Consider the following 25,204-nt stretch of genomic DNA (forward strand, 5'->3'; position numbering starts at 1 on the left):
CATATTTTGTAAGATTAATAAAACTATAGTATCCGAAGTAACCGAAAGGATAGCGGTAAATTGGAAGAAAACAGTGTGTTAAACGAGAAATATGAGGTACTACCAGTCCTCGCGGTAGTATGCATACTGATCCTGTGGTCTGCGTTGTTGATAACAAAAATATCAGACGCTGATTTTTGGTGGCACCTGAAGTTCGGGCAGAGGATACTTGAAACCCGTGCGATGGTATCGTTAACAGACCATTGTTATTTTTTTAACAACGAAGGGTATGTTAATACCAACTGGCTGTTCCAGGTGCTGAGCTACGGTATTTACACAATTATGGGAGTCAACGGTATAATCTTGTTCAAGCTCCTGACACTTTTTCTTGCGGCAATTGTTGTGGTGTTGTCACCAGGTAAGATTATGCGTAAATGGTACGCCATTGCATTTTTTTTTATGGTAGTATTATCCGCAAGCGTGCGCACGCATCCGCGGCCGGAAATGTTCTCCGTACTTTTTTCTGTGCTTTACATCTTTTTGCTGGAGAAGTACAGGTTATCCGGTAAAACTGCGTGGTTATACCCGTTACCGTTAATACAACTTCTCTGGGTGAACCTCCACGGATTTTATTTTATGGGGTTATTAATTATAATATGCTACATCCTTGACTTGTTCGCGGGGAAGTATTTTAAGTTAAAATTCATAGAACCCTGGGGCGGTAACTTTAAAATCCTGGGAATTGCTTTTATCGCGGTAGTAGCAGCAACTATGATTAATCCCTACGGTATAACGATATTCCAGACAGTACTCGGGTATGTGAATGTAGTCTATCGGCAGGATAACGTTTTTGCGAGGATGATTTCCGAACTTAAACCCACACTGGGGATCGATACTGCTCATGTACCGGGATTGATGTATTACAAATTCCTTGTTATAGCGGTAATTGCAACTTTTTTTATCCGCAAAAAAGTTGTTGTCTCACATGTTTTACTTACACTGTTTTTCCTGGGATTATCCTTATCCACAATCCGAGGGGTTACATTGTTTGCGTTGGTAACGTTCCCGTTTGCTGCGTATAACCTTACCGGGATTTATCGTCAGGGGAAATATAGTGATGCTAATGCGTTACTGAAGGTGTTCAAGATCGTATCCGCCACAGCGATGATACTGATAATACTGCTGTCCCTGTTGCTGACATATAACATTGTAACCAACAGGTACTACACGTACTTACGTATTGCGAAAGAGTTTGGGTTTGGAGTAAAACCCTGGACTTATATTGAAGGCGCAGGGAAGTTTATCAATACACTCCCTCCCGGAACAAGGGCGTTAAACGAATACTCTACCGGCGGATATCTGGTATGGCAAAATATACAGGAACGGAAAGTTTTTATTGCCGGGTTCCTCCCGCAGGTACAGGAAAAAGTTAAAACCGTATACGCGCAGATGCTACGCGCGTGGAAGGATGGCGGTATGTTTGATGAGTTCGTGGAGGAATACAAGATTGATGTCCTGGTACTGGACCATACACAACGCTTTACCTCCGGGACGGTTAACCGCCTGTGGCGCCATCCCGCATGGAAAACTGTGTTTATTGACGAAACAGGTATTGTTTTTCAGAAGATTAAACCCCTCTCCGGAGGAAAAGACAGCGCCTGGCATAACGAAAAAATACTGGACTCTCTTGCTGAAAAGGTTTTAGAACGGTACAAAAATGTTACTCCTGTAAAAGGGCGGATTACTGAATTTATTAGTATCCCCAAAGATTTAGCGAATACCGGGCAGTTGTATTACATTCTTGGTTTGTACGAAAAAGCTATACCGTTATACGAGAAAACGGTATATCACGCGCCGTATCTCCACGAATTTTTGTTTGGTATAGGTTACTGCAAAGCAATGCTTGGGGATTATACCGGAGCAATTGAGTATTACCAGAAAACGTTGAGATATACCCCTGATGATCCTGTAGTATTAGGAGAATTAGATAACTGTAACGCGATGTTAGGCTACAAAAACTGAGTGCTCAATAAATATACTTTTTAAAACAAGTTGACAAATCCTTTAATTTAAACTATTAATTTAATGATGAGAGAATACAATAGTATGCTGAAGAAATTATTTATAATATCACTTATTATACACATATCAACATTACTTATATTTATCAAGCAAATAAATGCAGCGGCAGTCACTGGTATAAATTATCAGGGACGGTATAAAGATAATGGTATGTATGTAACAGGGAGTTATACTTTTAAGTTCAAAATATACGATATTGATAATACTTTACTCTGGGCATCAAAACTTGTTGCATTAAATGTTGATCGCGGAATGTTTAATTACGTTCTCCACTGTTCTACTATAAGCTGGGATCTTACAACACCATTTGTAGAAGTTAGTGTGGGGCCCGAAGGTTCAACTGAAGGTGAATTGACGGTATTGTCCCCGAGGGAACAGTTGATGGGTGTAGCGTATTCGTTCTATACATCAACTGCTGTATACTCACAAACTACCGGCGCAGGAACTGCGAATTATGTAACAAAATTTGCTGCAACAAATCAGGCAGGTAATTCCACTATTTACGATAACGGTAACATTGCTATCGGCAACGCCTCACCCGCAAACAAGCTTGATATTGAGGGTAATTGCGCGATTGGTGCTACCTATGCCGGAACAAGTGCGGGGCCAGCAAACGGGTTGATCATAGAAGGCAATGTCGGTATCGGATTAACTAACCCACAAAACAAGTTGGATGTCGAAGGCGCCGCGGCAATTGGCGCAACATACGCGGGAACAAGCGCGGGGCCGTCAAATGGCTTGATTGTAGAAGGTAAAGTTGGTATTGGAATAACGAATCCTACTGGTACGTTGGAAGTAACAACAGGTTCAGGCAATACATACGCGCTAAAGATATCAAGCAGTAACGGTACTGAATTATTGTCGGTGAAACACAACGGCACGATTTCAGGATGCGGGTTTATTCCAATTGGTACAATCGTTGCATGGCACAAATCTTTTGCCAATACCCCTGCTTTACCAGGCTCGTGGGTAGAATGTACCGGCGGTACTGTGTCAGATGCTGCTTCCCCTATAAACGGCCAGGCAATTCCGAATTTAAACAGTCAAGTCTATGCTGGTAGTAGAGGACGTTATATTCGCGGGGGAACAACATCAGGTTCTACAAATGCGTCATCACGATTTTCCGGAAATACTGTCAAATACACGTCATCAGGAGCATCTTTTACATACTATGGTATGGCCTTTGGTAAATATTATGATACTGAGAATGGCGACTTAGTATCATATAGCACAACTGACAATACTTTGGGATATCCTTATGTACAGGTAACAGCAATGACAATGGTGTGGATAATGAGGATAAAATGATTTTTATGAAAAACATTTTTTTGTCAATACTGAAACTGGTACTACTACTCTACATTTTGCTGCAATCCATTACAGCGTACTGCGCTATACCGACCGGGATAAATTATCAGGGGCGTTACCGCGAAAACGGCGTATATATCACAGGCAACCGTGCGTTTCTTTTCAAAATAACTGATAGCGGAGGTACTTCTGAATATTGGCGGTCCGGGATCGTTAACCTCAGAGTAGAAAGCGGGTTGTATCATTATGTCCTTAACTTTTCTACAGGACTGAACTGGGTGACTACAACGCCGCATATAGAAGTCAGTGCCGGGCCTGAAGGTTCGACTGAACCACAGTTAATATCGTTAACTCCCCGGGAATTGATAGTTGGTGCGCCCTACGCGTTTTATACGTCAACTGCAATATATTCACAAAAGACAGGGGTAGGAACCGTAAATTACGTTGCAAAATTTACTGCAACTGATCAGTTGGGAAATTCCAGTAGTATTTATGATAACGGCAATGTGGCAATCGGCAACACGTCTCCCGCAAACAAGCTTGATATTGAGGGTAATTGCGCGGTCGGCGCTACCTATGCCGGAACAAGCGCGGGGCCAGCAAACGGGTTGATCATAGAAGGCAGTGTTGGTATCGGATTAACTAACCCACAAAACAAGTTGGATGTCGAAGGCGCCGCGGCAATTGGCGCAACATACGCGGGAACAAGCGCGGGGCCGAGTAACGGGTTGATAGTCGAAGGGAAAGTTGGGATCGGGATAACAAATCCTTCAGGTACATTGGAAATTCAAACTGGTTCAGGAAACACATATGCGCTTAAAATATCAAGCAGTAACGGGACGACCGAAATAATGTCGGTAAAACATAGTGGAACAATCTCCGGTTTTGGCATTGCTCCTATTGGTTCAATTGTAGCATGGCACAAATCATTATCCGGGGTACCTTCTTTACCTGCGGGTTGGGTTGAATGCACTGGTGGTACTGTATCAGATGTTGATTCGCCAATCAACGGGCAAGCAATTCCTGATTTGAATAGTGAAAAATATGCTGGTGGCAGAGGACTTTATCTTCGCGGGGGAACAACATCTGGGTCATTCAATGAATCAACACGGTATTCCGGGAATGGTACAAAGTACGCTGGACAAAGCGGAACTTATTATGGCGCTGCTTATGCGCAATGGAATGATACAGAAAATGGTGCTCTTGTGACATATAGCACAACTGACAACACTCTTGGGTATCCCTATATTCAGGTAACAGCAATGACGATGGTGTGGATTATGAAAACAAAGTAAATAAATATATGAAAAATAATATGAGATTGATACTGAAACCAATATTTTTGTTTTACATTATGCTGCAATCAGTAGCAATGTTAAGCGAAGCGCCTAACGGGATGACATATCAGGGGCGTTACCGTGAAAATGGTGTTTTTATCTCAGGAACCCGTGCGTTTCTTTTCAAAATATCAAATAACGATGGCGCTTCTGTATACTGGCGTTCTCCCATTGTGAATTTATCTATAGAAAAAGGGTTGTTCAGTTATACCCTTCTTTGTTCTACGGGAATAAATTGGAGTGACACACAACCGTTTATAGAAGTAAGGGTTGGCCCCGCCGGTTCAGCTGAAGGACAGTTGACTGTATTAGCTCCCCGGGAACAGTTGATGGGTGCAGCGTATTCATATTTTGCATCTACTACTACGTATTCACAAAAAACCGGGGCTGGTACTGCAAATAATTATCCTGCAAAATTTGTTGCAGCTGATCAGGTAGGAAATTCTTCTACGATATACGATAACGGCAGTGTGGCAATCGGTAATGCATCACCGGCAAACAAGCTTGATGTTGAAGGCAGTTGCGCAATCGGTGCGACGTATTCCGGTACGTCGGCTGCGCCGAATAACGGGTTGATTGTGGAAGGTAATACTGGGATTGGGACAAGTAGTCCACAAAACAAACTTGATATTGAAGGTGCAGTAGCAGTTGGCGCAACATATTCGGGTACATCAGCCGCGCCAAGTAACGGGTTAATAGTAGAAGGTAAAGTGGGGATCGGTATGACAAATCCTTCTGCAACATTGGACATAAAAACCGGTTCAGGGAATACGTATTCACTGAAATTGTCTAGTAACAACGGGACAGAGTTGATGTCAGTAACACAAAGCGGCACTCTTTCGGGCTACGGAATTTTGCCGATAGGCGTAATTATGGCTTGGCATAAATCATTAACCGGTGTTCCGGCGTTACCTTCCGGCTGGGTGGAATGTAGCGGGCAAGTATTATCAGATGCGGCTTCGGTTTATAATGGCCAAACAATACCTAATTTGAACAGTCAGGTCTATGCTGGCAGTAGAGGACGGTATATTCGAGGGGGAACAACTTCAGGTTCCACAAACGCGTCAACACGGTATTCCGGGAATGGAACCCAATATACCGGAGTGAATACTGCAAATTATTACGGTGGAAACATTCTGGGATATTTTTATGATACCGAAAATGGTACAAAAAATTCATATAGTAGTGTCGATAATTTAGGTTATCCATATATACAAGTAGCAGCTATGACAGTGGTGTGGATTATGCGTGTGAAATAGGATATTTATCCGCATCAAGTTTGCAGTGCTAAAAAAACAGGGCTACGGTTTCTATAAACACTTCTTATCAAAAATAATGCATATTTACTATAATATAAAACCAGGACGATAACGATGAGAATAAAAAATACAATGTATAAAACTATATATCTGATCTGTCTGATAGCAACACTTCTTGTATCCAACTTTACCAGCGCCTGTCTCGCGGATTATACATTGACTGTAAATATAAACCTCGTTGGCAGTATTCCCGCACCTGAGAGTACTGTAGATACCATAAAATGCTGGGACTTAAACACCGAACCATTACCTCCAAAATCTGTGGTTACCACAACCGGTACCGCAACGATAATAATTTCTACTACCACACCGGTACAGCTGGGGGTTTTACTTACAGTACCGAATTTCGGTACTGTATATGTTTATGCTGATAACAACGGTAACGGTTATACCAGTGCGGCAACTATAAACCTTGTATCCGCCGCAAAAGTTACACGGTATAACCGCGTGAAAGCAGCAACAACTGCTGCGATTACTGACGGTGTACCTTTACGTTCCGACTTTATGGCTGACGTTGAACGCGCAGGGGCTAATAGTATGTATACATCATTAGCGGAATCACTGAGGTTGGGGGAAGAACTGTCACTGGCAAAAGCGCGGTACCGTATGCAGAAAGCCGGGATGCCGAGGCAAAAATTTTTTTTCAGTGCAAATTCGTTCTCTCATATGTACAACCCCACGGTATTCGACCCGTTGTTCAAGGATATGTTCAACTTCGGGACATCATTTTTTTATTGGGGTATGATCCAGGCGAGTTCAACTACAGCGATAGATTATGCGCGGGTAGATGCTGAAATAAACTTTGTCTCTTCATTTGCCACCCCGCGCCCCTGCGCGATTGTTTATTGGTACCCCACCTGGGCGGCCTCGTTGTCATTCACTGATCTAAAAACTAAATGCACAAGCCTTGTAACAGAATTTATTACACGTTACAAAAGTTATACCAAATATTTTGAGATTATCAACGAACACCATGATGTCTATAACCCGAACAAGCTTACTCATGCGGAAGCGAACTCGTTGACGAAAGGATCGTTGTATGCTGCAAGGCAGGCAATGCCGGACTGCCAGCGTATTGTCAACGTAACCTACATGTTTGCCGACTACGCAACAAAACCTAAGAGTACGAAAAGGTCGCCATTAAGGTATTTCAAGGAAATAATTGCTGATGGTTCGGTATTTGAGATCGTCGGGATACAAATGTATTATAACTCACAGGATATTTTTGAGATTGACAGAAAACTTGACCAGTACGCTGCACTGGGGAAGCCTATACATATTACAGAACAAAGCGCGCCATCAGAATCTATCCCTGACCCGCTCTGCGGGAAGCCGGATAAAGATCCCGGGCCAGGGTGGCATGGTGACTGGTCAGAGACAATGCAGGCTGACCGTATAGAACAGTTGTACACACTGTTTTATAGTAAGTCAGCGGTTGAAGCTATCGGCTGGTGGGACTTTATGGACCTTGATACATACCAGCCGTGGAGCGGGTTAATCCGTCGTGACAATACGCCAAAACAAAGTTATACGCGCTTACTGGGATTACGTAAAAGTTATTGGTGTGACTATGATAAGAGCCCAAAATTAATCGTCACAAACCCGCCGGCGAAAGTGCATAAGGTCAATAACGGTATACCGATAACGTTTACTACCCCCGATACTCTGGACTTAACAAAATCTGTCTTAAAGTACCGTATAAAAGAGGGTACCGCGTGGTCAAACACATGGAATACCGTGGCAGTGGTAAGTACCGGCGGGATAGGGTACAGCGGGACTATACCGTCAAACGCAATAACCTCTGGGACAACATTATTCCAATGGCAGTTTGAGGTAGCAAACTCAACCGGATATTTTACGGTTACACCGTTGAAAACGTTTGATATCATAACCATCACTCCACCGACAAGTGTCAGTGTTAAAACAATCAGTGATGTGTACGATAAACTTAAAATCAGCTGGGCAGCATCAACTTCCGCGGGGATAAAGGATTATATGTTGTACCGGTCGGTAACTTCCGGCAGCGGGTATGTTAAAGTTGTATCCACAGGGATCGCACTCGGTGTTACCAGTTATTATGATTCCGGATTAGAGAGTAATAAATCGTATTACTACGTCCTTACCTCGCGTGATGAGTTAAATAACGAAAGCGCGTACTCAAAAGAAGCGTCCTCTACGACAGTAACGACAGACCTTACTGCCCCGGTGAATGTCAGCGTGTTAAGCTCAAAATGCAGTGAGCTCAGGATCGGGTGGACAGTGTCTACTTCCGTAGTATTGAAGGATTACATTCTTTACAGATCAACCACCCCAGGCAGCGGATATGTAAAAATTACCTCTACCGGCATACCGCCGGGTGTTACCAGCTACGTTGATACCGGGTTGGGGAGTAATAAAGAGTATTACTATGTCCTTACTTCGCGGGATACAGGGAATAACGAAAGTGAATATTCAAATCAGGCAGCAGGAACTACAACCAACATTTTACCGCCCACAAATGTTTATGCGTTCAGTAGTAAACAGGGAGTAGTGACAATCGAATGGGCGGCATCAGTGTCGTCAGGGTTTAAGGACTACATCCTTTACCGTTCCACAAGTTCCGGCAGCGGGTATATCTCCGTGGTATCTACGGGGATAAGTTCTAATTCAACAATTTATTACGATAACGGGTTGGAGGCTAACAAAAAGTATTACTACGCGCTTATTACCAGGGATGCGTTGAATAAGGAAAGCCAGTATTCAAACGAAACATCATTTACTGTCATTGACCTCTCACCCCCGGTAAATGTTAGTGCAAAAGTTGTTAGTAATAAATGCGGGGAGTTAATAATTGAATGGGAAGAATCTTCTTCTACCGGCGTTAAGGATTATATTCTTTACCGGTCGTTATCTCCTGGCAGCGGGTATGTTTGTGTGGTATCGACTGGAATAGACGCTGATGCAAATAGTTATATTGATTCAGGGTTAGAGAATAACAGAAAGTATTATTACGTTCTCACCGCACGGGATATGCTTGACGGAGAAAGTGCGTATTCAAACATAGCGTCTTCAACGACGATAGCGTTACAATTAAAAATCCCGTCGGGCCTTACCGTAACAAACGCGGGGCTTGGTACGCAGTTGAACCTTGTGTGGGCTATAAATACTGAACTGGACTTCAGTAAATACGCGGTGTATCGGAATATTACAAACAACTATATTACCTCGGTATTGATCTCAACTGTTACAGTGAATAGTTATAGCGATAAGGGTTTGGTTAATAACACAACCTACTATTACTGGCTCCGCGCGTTTAATACCAACGGGGATGGGACACAGTATTCTTTACCTGCTTATGGTTTTATACCGTACTCCAGCACTGCAACGGTAACCGTCCCGGTCCCTGAATGGATAAGTTCTACTGACGAAAAAACAGGCGGTGTATTAACGCTTAATTGGGAAATGTCGGATACTATAAGCGCGATTGTGGCGTTCAATATTTACCGCGCAACCGCAAAACCCGGCCCGTATAAATTTATCACTAACGTAACGCGTGTATCCGGTAATCCCGCATACCAGGCGTATCAGGATACAAACTTGATTAATAACACAAGTTATTACTATAAATTAACTGCCGTGGATAACCGCGGGAATGAAAGTAGTAAGTCCGCTGATCTTACGGGGTATCCAACAATTGGAAGCAGCGGGGATAATATCCCGCCAAGTGTGCCGACAGGGTTGACGATAACGCCGTTGCCGGAAGGGTACAGTTTGTTTATCGAGTGGAAAGCTAATACGGATACCGGCTTAAAAGAGTATATGGTCTACCGCGCGGAAGAGTATAACGGTACGTATATCCCGATATTCAATACTTTACCAAACAAGCTTTCTTTTACGGATACACAACTTGAGAATGAGGTTACGTATTACTACAGAATCGCGGCAGTGGATACCAGCCAGAACAGCAGCGATTATTCCGCAGTTGTCTCCGGGATACCGCATGACGAAACTCCGCCAGTAATTTCATGCGTAACAATCTTGCCGATAACCGTGATGGAAGGGACAAAGATTAGAATTACGTTTGTGATAGACGAACAAACTGAATGCAAGGTCGTACCTGTTGTTAAGGTGAACAATAATCTTGCAACTTACGAAAACGGATACGTTGATATTCTTGGGAATTATGTGGATTACAGTTACGGTTATGTCGTGACAAAAGAAGATTTGTTGTACGGCCGTCCGCTGGAAGTAAAGATCAGCGCGCAAAATACCAGCGGGCAAGTAAGTTCTGTCACCAAAAACATTGCGGTGTTTGTTACTGTAGAAGAAAACACAACAAGCGTTATGCCCAATATTATACGGCTAAACCAGTCTGACACCAAACTTGTGATACAGTATAGGTTGATGGAAGACGCGGCATACGCGCGGGTTGAAGTATACAATACTGCCGGTGAACTCGTACGGTCGTTACCGGTAAACTCCCCTACCCGCGGGGTGTCAGCGGTTGAATGGGATGGGAAGAACGATAACGGCGAACCCGTGGCATCAGGGATATACCTTGTGCAGTTCATATCTGATATCTACAAAAACACCAAAAAAGTTGTGGTGATAAAGTAAAACATTATTAGTTGACAATTACTGCATTTATCACTATACTTTTAATAAAGAGTTTAGGGTTTGACTATATAAAATAAACCGTTTATTATAATAGAGGGTTTTGGATGAATAGAAAAAAAATCAAAGCTGTTTTGGTAACATTATTGTTGTTTGTTATCACAACACTGTCATTTCACAAAATATACTCTGCAGTTGCAACCGGGATGAACTACCAGGGCCGGTATAAAGAAGCAGGGTCGTATATAACAGGGACACGTGCATTCCGGTTCCGTATCACAGATGAAGCCGGGACGGTTAAGTGGACCAGTAAAATTGTTGACCTATCGCTTGACCGCGGGATGTTTAACTATGTCCTCCATTGTTCCACAGCAGTAGTATGGGAATCCGTAACGCCGTATGTAGAAGTTTTGGTAGGCCCTGCGGGATCAACACTTGACGCAGAGCTCACAGTTCTGACACCCCGGGAGAAACTGCAGGCAGGTGCGTATGCGTATTACATATCCTCCACCACATATTCTCAACGTATTGCCGCGGGTACCGGCGGCGGGGCGGCTGATAAGGCTGCAAAGTTTACCGCAGCATTGACATTAGGCGATTCAATAATACAGGATAACGGGACAAACGCAGGAATAAGTGTCGCTCCTGATTCACGGTTCAAACTTCAGGTGGACGGTTCTAATATCCGTGTGAAAGATCAGGTATATATCGGTAGTGAAGGAACTATGCTTAACGGTACAAACCAGGGCGGGTCAATCGAGCTTGGCCCCACAACAGGTTCCGGGCAGACGCCCTACATAGATTTTCATTACGGTAAAGATTCGTTTGAAAATTACAATGTTCGGGTAATAAACGACGCAGATGGGCAGTTGACTTTTACAGGTGATGTATATACCACCGGTAAGTTCGGGATGGCATTAACCACTCCGTCAGACGCTCTTGACCTTGGAAGTAATTATCTGCGGTTAGGGACGGCTAGTGATTACCAGCGCTTGTCAGGTAATACCTACGGCGTTTCTGTCATTGACGACGATGTAGCAGACGGTGTATTACGCCTGGGCGAAGTCTGGGGTGCTATGGGATTATTTTCCGGTGATAGCGGGGCGTATGATTTAAACCTTTGTGCGCCGTCAGGGAAAGCTGTGGCTATAGGAGCTAATAACACGAGCCCGCTTACCTCCCCGGGATTGTACGTAGCAAGTGATAACAAAGTCGGGATTGGTACAACCGACCCCGGGACGTATAAAGTTAAAGTTTCGGGTACTGCAAACTTTTCGTCTACTCTTACCGTCGGGACATCAGTCACCGCTGCGGGGTATGTTAAAAGTTTGTCGGAAGGCGTGTATTCCTATTATGAAACAGGAACCAGTGATGTGTGGAATAATACTGTTGGCAATACAATGCTGTTCAGGTACGAGGCATGGAATCTAGGCGGGTGGAATGATGCTAATACTGAATATAGTGCACCTGTGGCGGGGTACTACCTTTTTGCGTCGCTGGTTACTACTACTCCAACGGAAGATATGCGGTTTATCTGTGATGTATATGTCAATGGCACAGCTACCTGGCGTGATTCCCCGCATTCTAGTATATACGTTCTTAACGCAGCACAGACTGGAGTTTTACACCTGAATGCCAATGACCACGTGATAATAACTGTTGATGATGAAGATGGTGGGGCGAATTATTCCACTATAGCGGATTATGCTACATTTATGACACTGTTTTTGTTGAAGGCGGATTGAAGGAATATATGGGTATGAACAGCAATTATTACAGGTTCACAGTTTTTTGTACTGTATTTATGGTACTATCTCCATTGATATTCCTTCCGCCAGTGCTTAATTCCGAAGTTCCATCAGGGATTAACTACCAGGGGCGGTACAAAGAAGCTGGGGCGTATATTTCCGGAGTGAGAGTTTTCAGGTTCAAGATCACGAACAGCGGCGGGGGGACTGTATATTACGATTCTGGTGAAGTGTCATTGGAAGTTGAGAGCGGTTTATTCCGGTACGTTTTATACTGCGGCCCAAGCGTGGACTGGTGGGATGCTGCGATTGAACCGTATATAGAAGTTTATGTTGGCGTAAGCGCAGCTGATGTTCAGCTATATACCCGTGAACGTATACTTTCCCGAGCGTACGCGTTCTACGCAACCTCTGCGACATATGCGAATACTACAGGTGACGGAAATAGCCCGTACCTCGTGAGATGGAGCGCTGCGAATACTGTCGGGCAGTCAACTGTCATTTCTGACAATGGTACAAATATTGGGATTAGTTCCACCACACCGGATGCAAAACTTGAGATAAACGGTAGCGCGCGATTGGGCAGTTACGCCGTGTTTTTTGGTACCGCTGATGCGCAGTATAAAATTGACCAGGGCGGCGCGCTTGAGCTTGGCCCGAGTACGGCAACTTATGCGATACCGTATATTGATTTCCATTACGGTACCGGTTCAAGTCAGGATTATAATATCCGTATGATAAACGACAGAAACGGTGCGTTGTCCATATATTCCGCATTATCTACCGGCCCGACGGTATATTTCAGCGGGAATATTCAGTTAGGCGACACTGCGCCGGGTGATAAAGTCGACCTTGGCTCAAACTACGCGCGGTTTTACGACGCGTACCGTGTCTTTTATAACCGCGTAACATCCGGTGCGTCGGGGATTCATATATACGCAACTACTGACTTGGCAACCTACGGGCCGTTACGTGCAGGGGTTGTGTACAGCGGGTTGGGTTTATATTCCGGTGACAGTACAGCGTATAATCTGCATTTAGTGGGCGGTGCGGGGTATGGCACGTTGTTGCAGGGAGGGAATATCAATCCGGCAACTTCCATCGGGATTTATGTTAATTCATCACAGAATGTTGGGATCGGGACAAGTGCACCGGCCTATAAACTTGACGTCAACGGCGCTGCGGAAGTTACCACGTTTTTTGAAGGAGCGGGAAATATTACTTCTTCAGCTCATGTCAAAGGTAAATGGTCTGCTTTCCGGGCGTATAAAACAGGATCGCAGCTGAATTTAGTAACCGGCGGCGGCGGGGCGGTGGTGTGTGATTATGCAGAGTCGTTTGATGTCAACGGCGATTTTGACCCGACAACAGATACATATGTCGCGCCGGTAGCGGGATATTATTTCTTTGCTGCGTTTCAACAATTCGCGGAAGTAGTGGATGAGAAACCGTATGGGTTAAAATTAACCGCTGGGGGTGTGGATGTAGCACGGAATTATTCGTATTCTGCGGAAGCTACCGGTGTAACTTGCCGGTTAGCTACGATCGTTCATCTTGACTCCGGTGACGGTGTGCAGGTGAAAGCATGGCAGGAATCGGGAGTGAATACAGTTGATTTGTACTCGTCAGCAATGGACGGCGGGTTCTCCGGATTTTTAATCAGGGCGGATTAACAAAATGAAAATTAATAAAAATATGTTCATATTCGCGGTTATGCTCATACTGTTGTTGTGTGAAACAACTAACAGTGCTGTGCCGTTACAGTTGAACTACCAGGGGCGTTACCGCGAAAACGGTGTGTTTATCACCAGTACGAGGAAAATGGTGTTCAAACTTACCAACAACGACGGTGCGACGGTTTATTGGAACTCGGGTGTGGTGAGCGTTAGTGTAGAGAAAGGGTTATTTAGTTACCAGCTGGATTGCTCAAATGTAGCGTGGTCAGATAATTCTGTTATGCCATTCCTGGAAATTTATGTCGGCCCGGCAAGTGCTACGACGGAAGGGCAATGTACGGTACTTTCCCCGCGGGAACAGATTATGTCAGATGCGTATACGTTTTATGCGGCTTCCGCAGCGTATTCATCGAAAACAGGTGTTGGGACAACAGGTTATATCGCGCGGTTTACGTCACAGAATACGTTGGGTAATTCTATAATCTATGACGACGGTACAAACGCGGGGATAGGTACAACAACACCGGCGTATAAACTAGACGTTGCTGGGACAAACAGTACGGTTCGCGCAAATTATGGGATTAACTTCGGTACCCAGGGCGCTGTGCTTGATGGGCGGAACCAGCTTGGCAGTATCGAACTTGGCCCTGCACAAGCAGCTAATAATACGCCGTTTATTGATTTTCATTATGGCCTGGCATCATCACAGGATTATAATGTACGCATAATTAATGATGCGTCTAACAGGTTGTCACTCACAGCGGGGACAGTAAAGTTTTCGGGTAATGTAGTGTTCAGTACGAATACGGCTAATGATAAACTTGATATGGCGGATAAAGCGATTAGGTTTACATCCACAAATTATTCACGCCTGTACGGCGGGCAGTACGGGTTACGTGTTTCTAACAGTTACAACGCTACAGGTTCCCTGCGGTTGGGGGAAGCATGGGCAAACATCGGTGCGCTTGCTGTTGGGGATGATTTATACCTCTTCGGCGGGACCGGGAAAGGCGTGGGTGTTACCGCTGGGGCGGTAGATCCTTATGCGGAAGACCGCGGGGTGTATGTCAATTCGTCAAACGATACCGGTATTGGTACAACAAATCCGGGGGCAAATCAGTTGAAAGTTAAAGGTTCGTTATACGCTACGGGTAATGTTACTGTAACAAGCGATATCACAGCTAGTGATTATGTGCGTGGCACGGCGATTGGATGCCGTGTTACGCGTTCCGCTGTACAAAGTATGACACAAACAACAGGTAACTGGAGAACAATCGCGTTTGACAGCGAAATCTGGGATCCTGCCGGTAACTTTTCAAATCCCTCATTTCGTGCGCCGGTAGCGGGATGGTATCTTATGAGCCTTCAGGTTCAATTTGTTTATACTACGGCGAATACAGGATATGGCTCGATTCTTAAGAAAAATGATAACGCTTGGATTTGCTACGGATTTGGCAATACTGCTGATTCTTCAGGTAATGTAAATACAACAAGTACAAAAATTGTGAAACTTGCTGCAAATGATGTGGTTGAAGCACTTGGAATTTTTTATGAAGGAAAACAGCCGGAGGTTGTTGCAGGTGAGCTTAGTTCATGTATGAGCATCTTCTTGTTAAAAGCTGAGTGACGGATGAAATTCAGCCGTAAAAGTATTTACACCGCGTCTTTCATAACTACAGCAATCCTTGTTTTTCTTTCAGGAATTAATACTTCCATTCCATCCGCGGTATTGACACAAATAAAGCTTGGCGGATATATCGCCAAAACTCTTACCGTCCCTAAAACCCATGTATTTGAATATACATCTTCGATGTTTATGAACGTAAATTCGGAATGGTTATACGACGTGATGCTGTATATTACCTACTTGATTTCAGGATTCGCAGGGGTACAGGCAGTATCTGCCGGGATAACGGCTTTAGCGTTGATAATATTCGGGGTTATAGCGTTATTATATAATCCCGGTAAAATTACGTACCTCCTGTTTTTGATGACAGCGGTATCCGTGATGCTTAACGTATCACCGCATTCGGTGGCGGTAAGCGTTTTGTTTACCGGCGTGTTTATATTGTTGATTGAACTCTTCCGCCGGGGTAAGCTCAATGGTACGGCCTTTATCGCGGTAGTGGCAATTATGCAGGTTATATGGACAAACTCGCACAACTTCTTTTTGATAGGCCCTGCGGTATTGCTTATATACCTGGTTGATAGTATAGTTCTGAAACTTACTTCACCGCGGGATAATCCTAATAAGCAAGAGATGTATATTGCCATAGCGTTGGCTGCGTCTCTTATTGCAACAATAGTGAACCCGTACGGCTGGAAAATTTATCTCGGTGTCCTTGACTATTTCTGGGTTCTTATCCCCGGGGAGAACATTATTCGTGCGAATGTCAGTTCGTATTACCCTGTTTTCTATACAGATTTTAAGCAGTTTTTTTCATATAAAGTTTATATCGCGCTATTGTTTGTATGTTTAATGTCTTTTATAACACATATGCGTGTGAAAGTGCTCATGGTATTACTGTTTATTTTAAACCTATTTTTAGCGTTTAACACGGTAATATCCCTGATACTGTCATCATGTATTATGTTGATCGTTACATCTCATAACTTTTCCTCTTCACCGCTGACAGTTCCGTCCAGGGTGAAGGATTTTTTTGTGTCAACAAAAGTGTTTTATATCTCCGGGGTAATACTGTTATCATGTACTGCTATTTTCATTGTTATGGTTGTTACCGGTAAAATTTATAGTATTAACCGCCTGGATTATGGGTTTGGGTTTAGTACAGCATTTGGGGAAACCTATAATAAACTTGGGGATTACCTGAAAACAATTGAAGGTAACCGCGTGATTTTTAATACGCATACCCTAGGTGACGGCATTGCGTGGGAACTGTTCCCTAAAACTAAGGTATTTCTCACTTCAAAAATAGTGGCACACCAGTTTGGTGTTTTTAAGCAATACAACGATGTATTGACAATCCCCGCGGGATTTGACGCGCTGGTGAAGCAGTATAATATTGGTTACGCAGTGCTTGATATATCTTCGCAAATATCCGCACCGCTTACGGACTACTTGTACCACCATACGGGATGGAAACTGGCTTTTGTTGACAATACCGCTGTGGTGTTTAAACTTAAGGATAGAGAAAAAATATTTATTGGGAAGAAACAGGTGGATGAAAATTATCAGTTATTATCCGCAAAAAAACGTGAGCTTCTGCAAAATCCGGCGGAGAACGTTCTTTCTTTGAAAAAACAGTATGCAAGTTTTGCATTCCTGTGTTACTGGACAAAGAATTATCGTGATACTATCGATGTTTTAAGTTTTATGTCTTCTCTTTACCCTGCCTCTGCGGACTACCTCAGCGATATTGGTTTTACATACCTGGTGTTAAGCGATTTTAAAACAGGTATGGGTTATTTACAGAAAGCGTTGGAAGCTGATCCGAAGTACGGCAATACTTACTGGCGGTTCGGAAGTTTTTATCAGCAGAATAACGATAATTTCCGTGCGGAAGCGTACTACAAACGCGCGGTGAAGTACGCACCGGGTTTAGCTCCGGTATGGGTTAGCCTTGGGGAGTTATATTTATCAAACGGTGATTTAAAACAGGCGTTGAGGGTGTATACCAAACTTTCCCGTATGTACCCGTACTCACAGGATATATGGCAGTACCTCGGTGCAGTGTATACCCGCGCAGGGGATAATACCTCCGCGGAAAAGTGTTTTACAAAAGCGCGGAAGCTGGCATCATGGTGAAAGTATGTTGAAAATTATCAGCAACAAAAAACATTTGGCGCTCCTGATTTTAGCAGTTGCGGTAACCGCCGCGGCATACTTCCCGTCGTTGTTCAACGGGTTTACGAACTGGGATGACGGCGTGTTATTGACCGAAAATTCGGTAGTAAAAGTTGTTAATGCAAGGAATATCGCAAAAATATTTACAGGGTTCATAAACAATGAGTACCGGCCGTTATTATACCTATCCTTTATGGTGGAACACGCGGTGGTGAAACTTACGCCGTTTGTGTACCACCTCAATAGTTTGTTGTTGCACCTGCTTAACTGCGGGCTCGCGTTTTTGTTTATCTACATACTTACCGGAAAGAACGCGGTAGCTGCATTTATTGCAGCAACATTTTTTGGCGTGCATCCGGTTCAGGTACAGGCCGTAGCATGGGTTGCCGGGAGGGATGACGTGCTGTACTGCGTGACATACCTGTTATCATTGATAATGTATCTTAAATACATTGAAAACCCCAGCCAGGGGAAGTACTATACGTATTCAATAATTTGTTTTTATATATCTATCATGTCGAAAACATCAGCGGTGACTTTACCGCTCATCCTTTTCCTGATTGACTACTGGTATGGCAAAAAAATTGATAAATCCAACATCCTTGAAAAGCTGCCTTATTTTGCAGGGGTACTGTTTTTCGGTGTAATGGCTGCGCTTGCGCAGTTGACTAATGAAGTGCCACGGACAAAACTTATGCGTTATAACTTCAGTGATAATGTTCTTGGCACGTTCGACGATTTTGTGTTTTATTTCAATAAAATGTTTTATCCCAACGACCTTTCCTGTTTTTACGCTGAATTCCGGCTGGAGAAAGAAAAGTATATTTCCGTATTTTTGGTATTAGTTACCTTGCTTATCGTCGGTGCAACGAAGAAGGTTACAAAAAAAATTGTGTTCGGCAGTTTGTTTTTTTTGATCACCCTCGCGCCGGTATTAAAGATGACTACAGGCCGGCCGACATCTGACCACCGGCTATACCTTTCCCTGCTCGGTGTAACTTATTTACTGGGCGAACTGTTCTCGTGGCTGTACTACGCCTTACACGCAAATGAAAAGGTTTATGAAAATATTAAGAAAGGTTTGGTGATAACTATAGCCGCATGCATTACATTAACCCTGGGGTATCTCACATGGGAACGCACAAAAGTGTGGAAGGATAGTATTGTCCTATGGACGGATGCTATCAACAAGAACCCGTTTCTGTTCTTGGCATACAGCAACCGTTCACATGCGTATATGGAATTAGGGCAGTATGATAAAGCGATTGAGGATTGTAACAAAATTATTGAAATGCGGATAGGTTATGCGGATGCTGTCCGCCAGATAGGGGATGTGTATTCTAAACTCAAAAAGTATGATAAAGCCGAGGAGTATTATGCAAAACTTGAAAAAGTTCCACAGGATAAACACCGGGGTTACGTTTCGCTTGGCGACCTTAATCGTGCAAAGAATCAAACTGGGAAGGCGCTTGAGTATTATTCCAAAGCAGTAGATGCACAAACTTCTGCGTTGGCGGAGGGTAATAAGGAGGATACCAGCCCTGCCGAAGCGGCATATGCTTACAATAACCGCGGGACGGTGTACTACGAACTTGGGGATTACAACCGCGCGGTGGAAGATTTTACAAGTGCCATAACGCTAAACAGCAGGTATTATGAAGCTTATACCAACCGCGGGATGGTATACGCGAAATTAGGGAAGGCCGCTGAGGCTATGAATGATTACCATAGAAGTGTTAAGCTGAATCCTTACAATGAGACTGCGTATTATAACCGCGGGAACCTTTTTCTCGAGCAAAAGAAATTGGAGGATGCTATCCGTGATTATACTACTGCTATAAAGTATAACGGTACGTTGTATGAAGCACGGCTTAACCGCGGTGATGCGTATGCAGATACAGGGGATTATATTAAAGCCGTTAAAGACTATACTTTTGTTATACAATCATCTGAGACAGCGAATGCGTATAATCACCGCGGGATCGCGTATTCCGTTGAGAAAGAGTATGAAAAAGCACTTAAGGATTTTGATAAAGCTACAAAACTGGATCCCGGGTACGCAGATGCGTATTATAACCGCGGGTTGATGTATTATGAAACCGCAAAATATGAAAATGCGATTAAGGATTTCACAATTGCTATAAAATTTAAACCAGGGATGTCGGTAGCTTATAAAAACCGCGGGAATTGCTATTTCAAAATCGGACACTATAGTTCCGCGATAACGGAGTATACTAAGGCAATACAACTTACCCCTGAGGATTTGAGTGCCAACAATAACCGCTTATCCGCGTATATACAGTTACGCGACTACAAAAGAGCAAAGGAAGATTTGAGGTTTTTAAAATCCAGAAATTATCCGGTTTCTCCAGAAATTGTTGAATTCCTGAAGAAATACTAATTAAAATTAGCAGATTAAAACAGTTGACAATCACTTCATTTATCACTATACTTTTAATATAAAGTTTAGAGTTGATGCTTTAAAGCATACTATTTAACATTAAAGGGCTACTTGATGAACAATAAAGTGAAAGCCGTTTTTATAGTAGTGGTGTTGTTCGTTATTACAACGCTATCGTTAACTAATACATATTCCGCTGTTCCTGGCGGAGTAAATTATCAGGGACGCTACAAAGAAAACGGGGCGTATATCACAGGTACCCGCGCGTTTAAGTTCAAAATTACGGATGCTACCGGTGTGACACTTTACTGGGAGTCAAGTATTGTAAATCTTACGGTTACCCAGGGTTTGTTTAACTACGTTCTCCCGGTTACCGACGCATCGTTTGACTGGACTACTACAACGCCGTATATAAAAGTTTATGCCGGCCCGCAGGGGTCAACGCTTGAGAGCCAGTTGTTGGAAGAACTTCCCTTGGCACAGGTGCAAGCCAACGCGTATGCATTTTATACGTCCTCAACAATATATTCACCGACTACCGGCAACGGTACAGGCGGATACCTCGCAAGATTTGTATTACGGGATACTCTCGGAAATTCGATTATCAAAGAAAATGGTTCAAGTATAGGCATCGGCGCAACTGCAGCGAATTCTAAACTTGAAGTAGAAGGCGGGGTGACACATACCTACCCTATCCCGGGGACGACTTATGGAACTATGACATTATCGCCTTCAGGGACTGATGGTGATTCAGCGTCATTAACCGCCCGTGCAGTAACCGGAGGTGTGCTTACAGCCGGTGCGCAGGCAGGGATTTATGTTCAAAGTTCCAGCGCGTGGCCGGGAACAAAAATGTATTTTGGTAATACAAATGTTTATGCAACAGGTTCGCAGGCACGGTTGATGATTGACCATCAGGGAAGCGTGGGGTTAGGAACCACAGTACCAGGAAGTAAGTTTACTCTTGACGGCGGAAATCTTGTTGTCTGGAACCTCAACGACGCAATGGTGTATTCCGACGATGGTACAACGTACAAAGGGTACATGGGCACGGGAAGAAATAAGGATTTAACGATTGTGTCAAAAGACAGCGGGAGCAGCTGGCTCAGGTTTGGCGCAAATAAATCGAGTATCGCATTTTTTACTAGCAGCAACGCAGAGGCGCAGAACACCCCGCAGCTGGTGATAAGCTCAACAAGTTTTGTGGGTATCGGCGTAACCTCCCCGCAGTTTAAGATCGAAACTTCCGGTGCGACGAATAGGACAAAAACATGGGGAATTCAGGATGTATTATTTTTAGGGGATCATGACACTGCATCCCCGCCGACGTTCAGCGTTTCCTGTAACGAAATATATGTTGATACAGCCAATGCATGGGCTAATATTGCCGGGAAAAAAGTGTTGACAATGGAACTTCGTAATACCGGCATCATGGACCTTTATGGCGGGCAGACAGATGGGTTTTATGATCATCTCAGGATGCTTGGGCTTGATGCTCCGGCGAATATGGTGCGGTTTCCTGATTACGACGGTAAAGTGGGGATCGGTACTACCGCACCGACGGAAAGGTTGGAAGTCGCGGGAAATATCGATTTTTATGATACCACCGCTGACTCGCGAAGGATCTTTTTTGGCGCTACCGGTGTAGCTGCGCCTGCTGCGAGTAGTGCCGGAGAAAAAATTCAGCTTTATGGAACTGCAGGTACTGTTGCTGCATCAGACTATGCAATGGGGATAGAAGGTTCTACCATGTGGTTTAATACAGCGTTTGGATATAAATGGTACATAAATTCAACTCAGGAAATGGTATACGATACCAACGGTAATTTAGGTATAGGTGTAGCAAGCCCGGTACTAAAACTTGATGCTAACGGCTGGGTTGGCAGCAGTGATTATGGCGCGACCGGCGGATGGCGGCTCGGCCGCGGGCCGGAAAATGCCAGTGATGACACCTGGGTATACCTTTCCCGTGCTGATAGTAATGCAAGGCAGGACCTTGCAATCGGTGCTCTATGGGCAGGCGGAGCTGTACGGTTTGGTACTGCTGACGATATTGCTGAGATTCTTGCGGTAGATCCTGCTGAAAAAGTAGAACTCGGTGATTTAGTGATAACAGATCCCGGGCAGGGTTTACGTTTAGTGAAAACAAAACAAGCGTATGATTCCCGTATCGCAGGCGTGGTATCCAGTTATGAAGTAGCGAGGATCGTTATCGGCGGGAATGGTATCGAGGCGGAGAAAAAAAATGTTAGTAAACAACCGATAGCGATTGCCGGGCCTGTCCGCGTAAAAGTTAACCTTGAAAACGGGCCGATAAATAAGGGTGATTTACTTACAAGTTCATCTGTTCCAGGCGTAGCTATGCGGTGCCCGATTGAGACTGACGAACAAAAACTTAAGTCAATTGGTGTGGTTGTAGGTAAAGCACTGGAAAAATATGATGGTTCAGATGGAGAAAAAAACGGGGTGATTATTGCGATGCTGGCATTGCAGTAGGTGGATGGGTAAAGGGTTTAAAGTAATGATATGTTAAGTATGAGCGTTAGTTACAACAAAATGTTTTCGTACCTGCACTCACAGGCGGGACGGGCAGTTATTTTTGTGATGGCCTTCGTTGCAGCTGCTGCGCTTATACTGATAATTTTGTATACCAAAGGAACAATGTTTGCCGGGGTTCCCACTACCATAAACTACCAGGGACGCTACCGCGAAAACGGTGTATTTATCACAGGTACCCGGGCATTTAAATTCCGTGTGACAAACAATGATGCAACTGAAATTTACTGGACGTCATCAATAGTAGATCTTACAGTAGAAAAAGGGTTGTTTAGTTATACGATAAACGCATACGCTGCGGATTGGGCGGGATCCAGCCCGTACCTCGAAGTTTATGTTGGCCCTGCCGGGTCCGGGGATGCGCAGTTAATTCAAATGTCTCCTCGTGAACAATTTCTTGCTGCGGCATACACTATATATTCCACATCTGCTGCGTATTCAACAAAAACAGGGGTCGGGGATGCTAATTATGTCGCTAAATTTACTGCCACAAATGTTGTTGGGAATTCTATACTTTACAATGACTCTACCGGCGTTGGGTTAGGGACGGTATCGCCAAATTCTAAACTTGAAATAGTTTCCGGGGTTACGCATGCGTATCCCACAATGGGGCTAACTTATGGAAGTATGACAATAACGCCTGTAGGGACTGCGGATAGGTCTACATCATTGACATTCCGTGCGAATAACGGCGGGGTGTTAGCCACAGGCGCGCAGGCGGGGATATACGTCCAGAGTTCAGGAAGTTATGGTACAAAACTGTATTTTGGCACCACAGATAATTATACCACAGGTTCGCAGGTGAGGATGTTTATGGACCACTTGGGCAAAGTAGGGATCGGTACCACTGTCCCCGGGGATAAACTTTCATTAGATGGAAACCTTACACTATTCGGCGGGGGTAAGGTAAATATTTATACAGATGCCGGCTCGACATTAATTGGCTACTATGGCGGGAGTAGAAACGGAGACGCGTCATTAATTTCAAGTAGTGCAGGGAAATGGTTGCGTTTAGGCAATATGAATTCGCATATATCTTTATGGGGCAACAATGGCGCTGAGACCGACGATACTCCGCAGTTCATTGTTACCACCACTACTAACGTCGGTATCGGCGTAGTCTCACCGGTTTACAGAATCGCATCATCAGGTACAACCACTACCGCAAGGACATGGACTTCCCGGCGTAACCTTTTTTTGATAGGTTACTACAATGATGGAGGGACAAACGCATGCGGGATATCTAATAACATATACCTCAACGATTCCGACGCATGGATAAATGCCGATGGGGCAAATCAGGGTGCGTTTCTGAAACTTACAAATGCGGGAACACTCAGTATGTGGGGTACAAAAACTGCCGGGGGGACGGACCTCACTGAAATGTTTCGTTTCACCGCATCATCCGACCTTGTATCGTTCCCAAACGGGAATGTAGGTTTTGGGAATACGGATCCTGCGCAGAAGCTCGATATTTCCGGAGATTTGTATCTCACAAGTTCAACTGCGAATACAATATTTTTTGGTAATATCGGTGTTGCAGCTCCCGGGGCGGGTAGCGCCGGTGAGAAAATTCAAATCTACGGTACTGCAGGAACTGTTGGGTCTGACGACTGTGCAATCGGGATAGAAAATAATCATATGTGGTTCAATACAAGTGGAGCGTTTGCCTGGAGTGAGGATGGTACTGAAAGAATAAGATTAAATACTACCGGGCTTGGTATCGGAACTACGCATCCCGACCTAAAACTAGATGTCAACGGGTATATCGGTAGCTGGGAGTACGGCGCGACCGGTGGATGGAAGCTTGGCAGGTGGCCGACGAATGCTAGTAACAATACTTACCTATATTTGTCCAGAGGCAATACTCCGCTTTATCAGGATTTAGCAATCGGGGGTTTGTACGCAAGTGGTGCGCAACGCTATGCGCCGGTGGATGATGCTGCAGAAATTGTTAGTGTTGACCCAAAGGATAAGTATGAACTTGGCGATGTTGTTATCGCGGACCCGCACCGTGATTTGCGGGTACGGAAAAATATGAAAGCATATGATGAACGTGTCATAGGCGTAATATCAGACCACCGGACAGCGAGTTTACTGCTTAGAGGCGGCAGCGGGATTAATAATCCTGAAGATCTTTTGACAAGCCGTATAAAAAAACCAATGGCAATTGCGGGGCCTGTGATGGTTAAGGTAGTCCTCGAGAATGGTAACATTGAAAGAGGAGATTTTTTAACGAGTTCTTCCACCCCGGGGTATGCAATGAAATGCCCGATGGGTACTAAAGAACAAAAATTGAAGGCAATAGGAGCTATCATCGGTAAGGCAATGGAAGAGTTTAAGGCGGATGATAAGGGTAAGAAAACCGGGTTAATCCCGATGATACTTGCGTTGCAGTAG

The 25,204-nt window shown here is 44.2% G+C and carries 12 protein-coding genes; all 12 read left to right on the plus strand.

Annotated elements, in window-relative coordinates:
* Positions 1-60 precede the first annotated feature (60 nt).
* The 12 genes from WC955_00990 to WC955_01045 all read left to right on the plus strand — a co-directional run bounded on the left by WC955_00990 (position 61) and on the right by WC955_01045 (position 25,204).
* Positions 61-2,001 (plus strand): tetratricopeptide repeat protein, encoded by a 1,941-nt coding sequence (locus tag WC955_00990; GenBank protein ID MFA5857621.1) that lies wholly within the window; start codon positions 61-63, stop codon positions 1,999-2,001.
* An 84-nt stretch (positions 2,002-2,085) separates the two neighbouring features.
* Positions 2,086-3,369 carry a hypothetical protein gene (locus WC955_00995; GenBank protein MFA5857622.1) on the plus strand — a complete coding sequence of 428 codons (1,284 nt, stop codon included), beginning with the start codon at positions 2,086-2,088 and terminating at the stop codon, positions 3,367-3,369.
* 5 nt (positions 3,370-3,374) lie between these two features.
* On the plus strand, positions 3,375-4,664 hold the full coding sequence (locus WC955_01000) for a hypothetical protein (GenBank protein ID MFA5857623.1): 1,290 nt from the start codon (positions 3,375-3,377) through the stop codon (positions 4,662-4,664).
* Positions 4,665-4,672: 8 nt separating this feature from the next.
* Positions 4,673-5,965 (plus strand): hypothetical protein, encoded by a 1,293-nt coding sequence (locus tag WC955_01005; protein ID MFA5857624.1) that lies wholly within the window; start codon positions 4,673-4,675, stop codon positions 5,963-5,965.
* 114 nt (positions 5,966-6,079) lie between these two features.
* Positions 6,080-10,621, plus strand: a complete 4,542-nt coding sequence (locus WC955_01010) for a FlgD immunoglobulin-like domain containing protein (GenBank protein MFA5857625.1) — start codon at positions 6,080-6,082, stop codon at positions 10,619-10,621.
* Positions 10,622-10,725: 104 nt separating this feature from the next.
* Positions 10,726-12,363: a hypothetical protein gene (locus WC955_01015; protein ID MFA5857626.1), complete on the plus strand. Its 1,638-nt coding sequence runs from the start codon at positions 10,726-10,728 to the stop codon at positions 12,361-12,363.
* Between the two features lie 14 nt (positions 12,364-12,377).
* Positions 12,378-14,039: a hypothetical protein gene (locus WC955_01020; GenBank protein ID MFA5857627.1), complete on the plus strand. Its 1,662-nt coding sequence runs from the start codon at positions 12,378-12,380 to the stop codon at positions 14,037-14,039.
* A 4-nt stretch (positions 14,040-14,043) separates the two neighbouring features.
* Positions 14,044-15,669, plus strand: a complete 1,626-nt coding sequence (locus tag WC955_01025; GenBank protein ID MFA5857628.1) for a hypothetical protein — start codon at positions 14,044-14,046, stop codon at positions 15,667-15,669.
* 3 nt (positions 15,670-15,672) lie between these two features.
* Positions 15,673-17,808, plus strand: coding sequence for a tetratricopeptide repeat protein (locus WC955_01030; protein ID MFA5857629.1), 2,136 nt, complete (start codon positions 15,673-15,675; stop codon positions 17,806-17,808).
* A gap of 4 nt (positions 17,809-17,812) precedes the next feature.
* Complete coding sequence (locus WC955_01035) at positions 17,813-20,248, plus strand: tetratricopeptide repeat protein (GenBank protein MFA5857630.1); 2,436 nt, start codon at positions 17,813-17,815, stop codon at positions 20,246-20,248.
* A 114-nt stretch (positions 20,249-20,362) separates the two neighbouring features.
* Positions 20,363-22,744: a hypothetical protein gene (locus WC955_01040; protein ID MFA5857631.1), complete on the plus strand. Its 2,382-nt coding sequence runs from the start codon at positions 20,363-20,365 to the stop codon at positions 22,742-22,744.
* A 30-nt stretch (positions 22,745-22,774) separates the two neighbouring features.
* Positions 22,775-25,204, plus strand: a complete 2,430-nt coding sequence (locus WC955_01045) for a hypothetical protein (protein ID MFA5857632.1) — start codon at positions 22,775-22,777, stop codon at positions 25,202-25,204.

This window comes from Elusimicrobiota bacterium, from assembly GCA_041658405.1.
GTDB lineage: Bacteria > Elusimicrobiota > UBA5214 > JBBAAG01 > JBBAAG01 > JBBAAG01.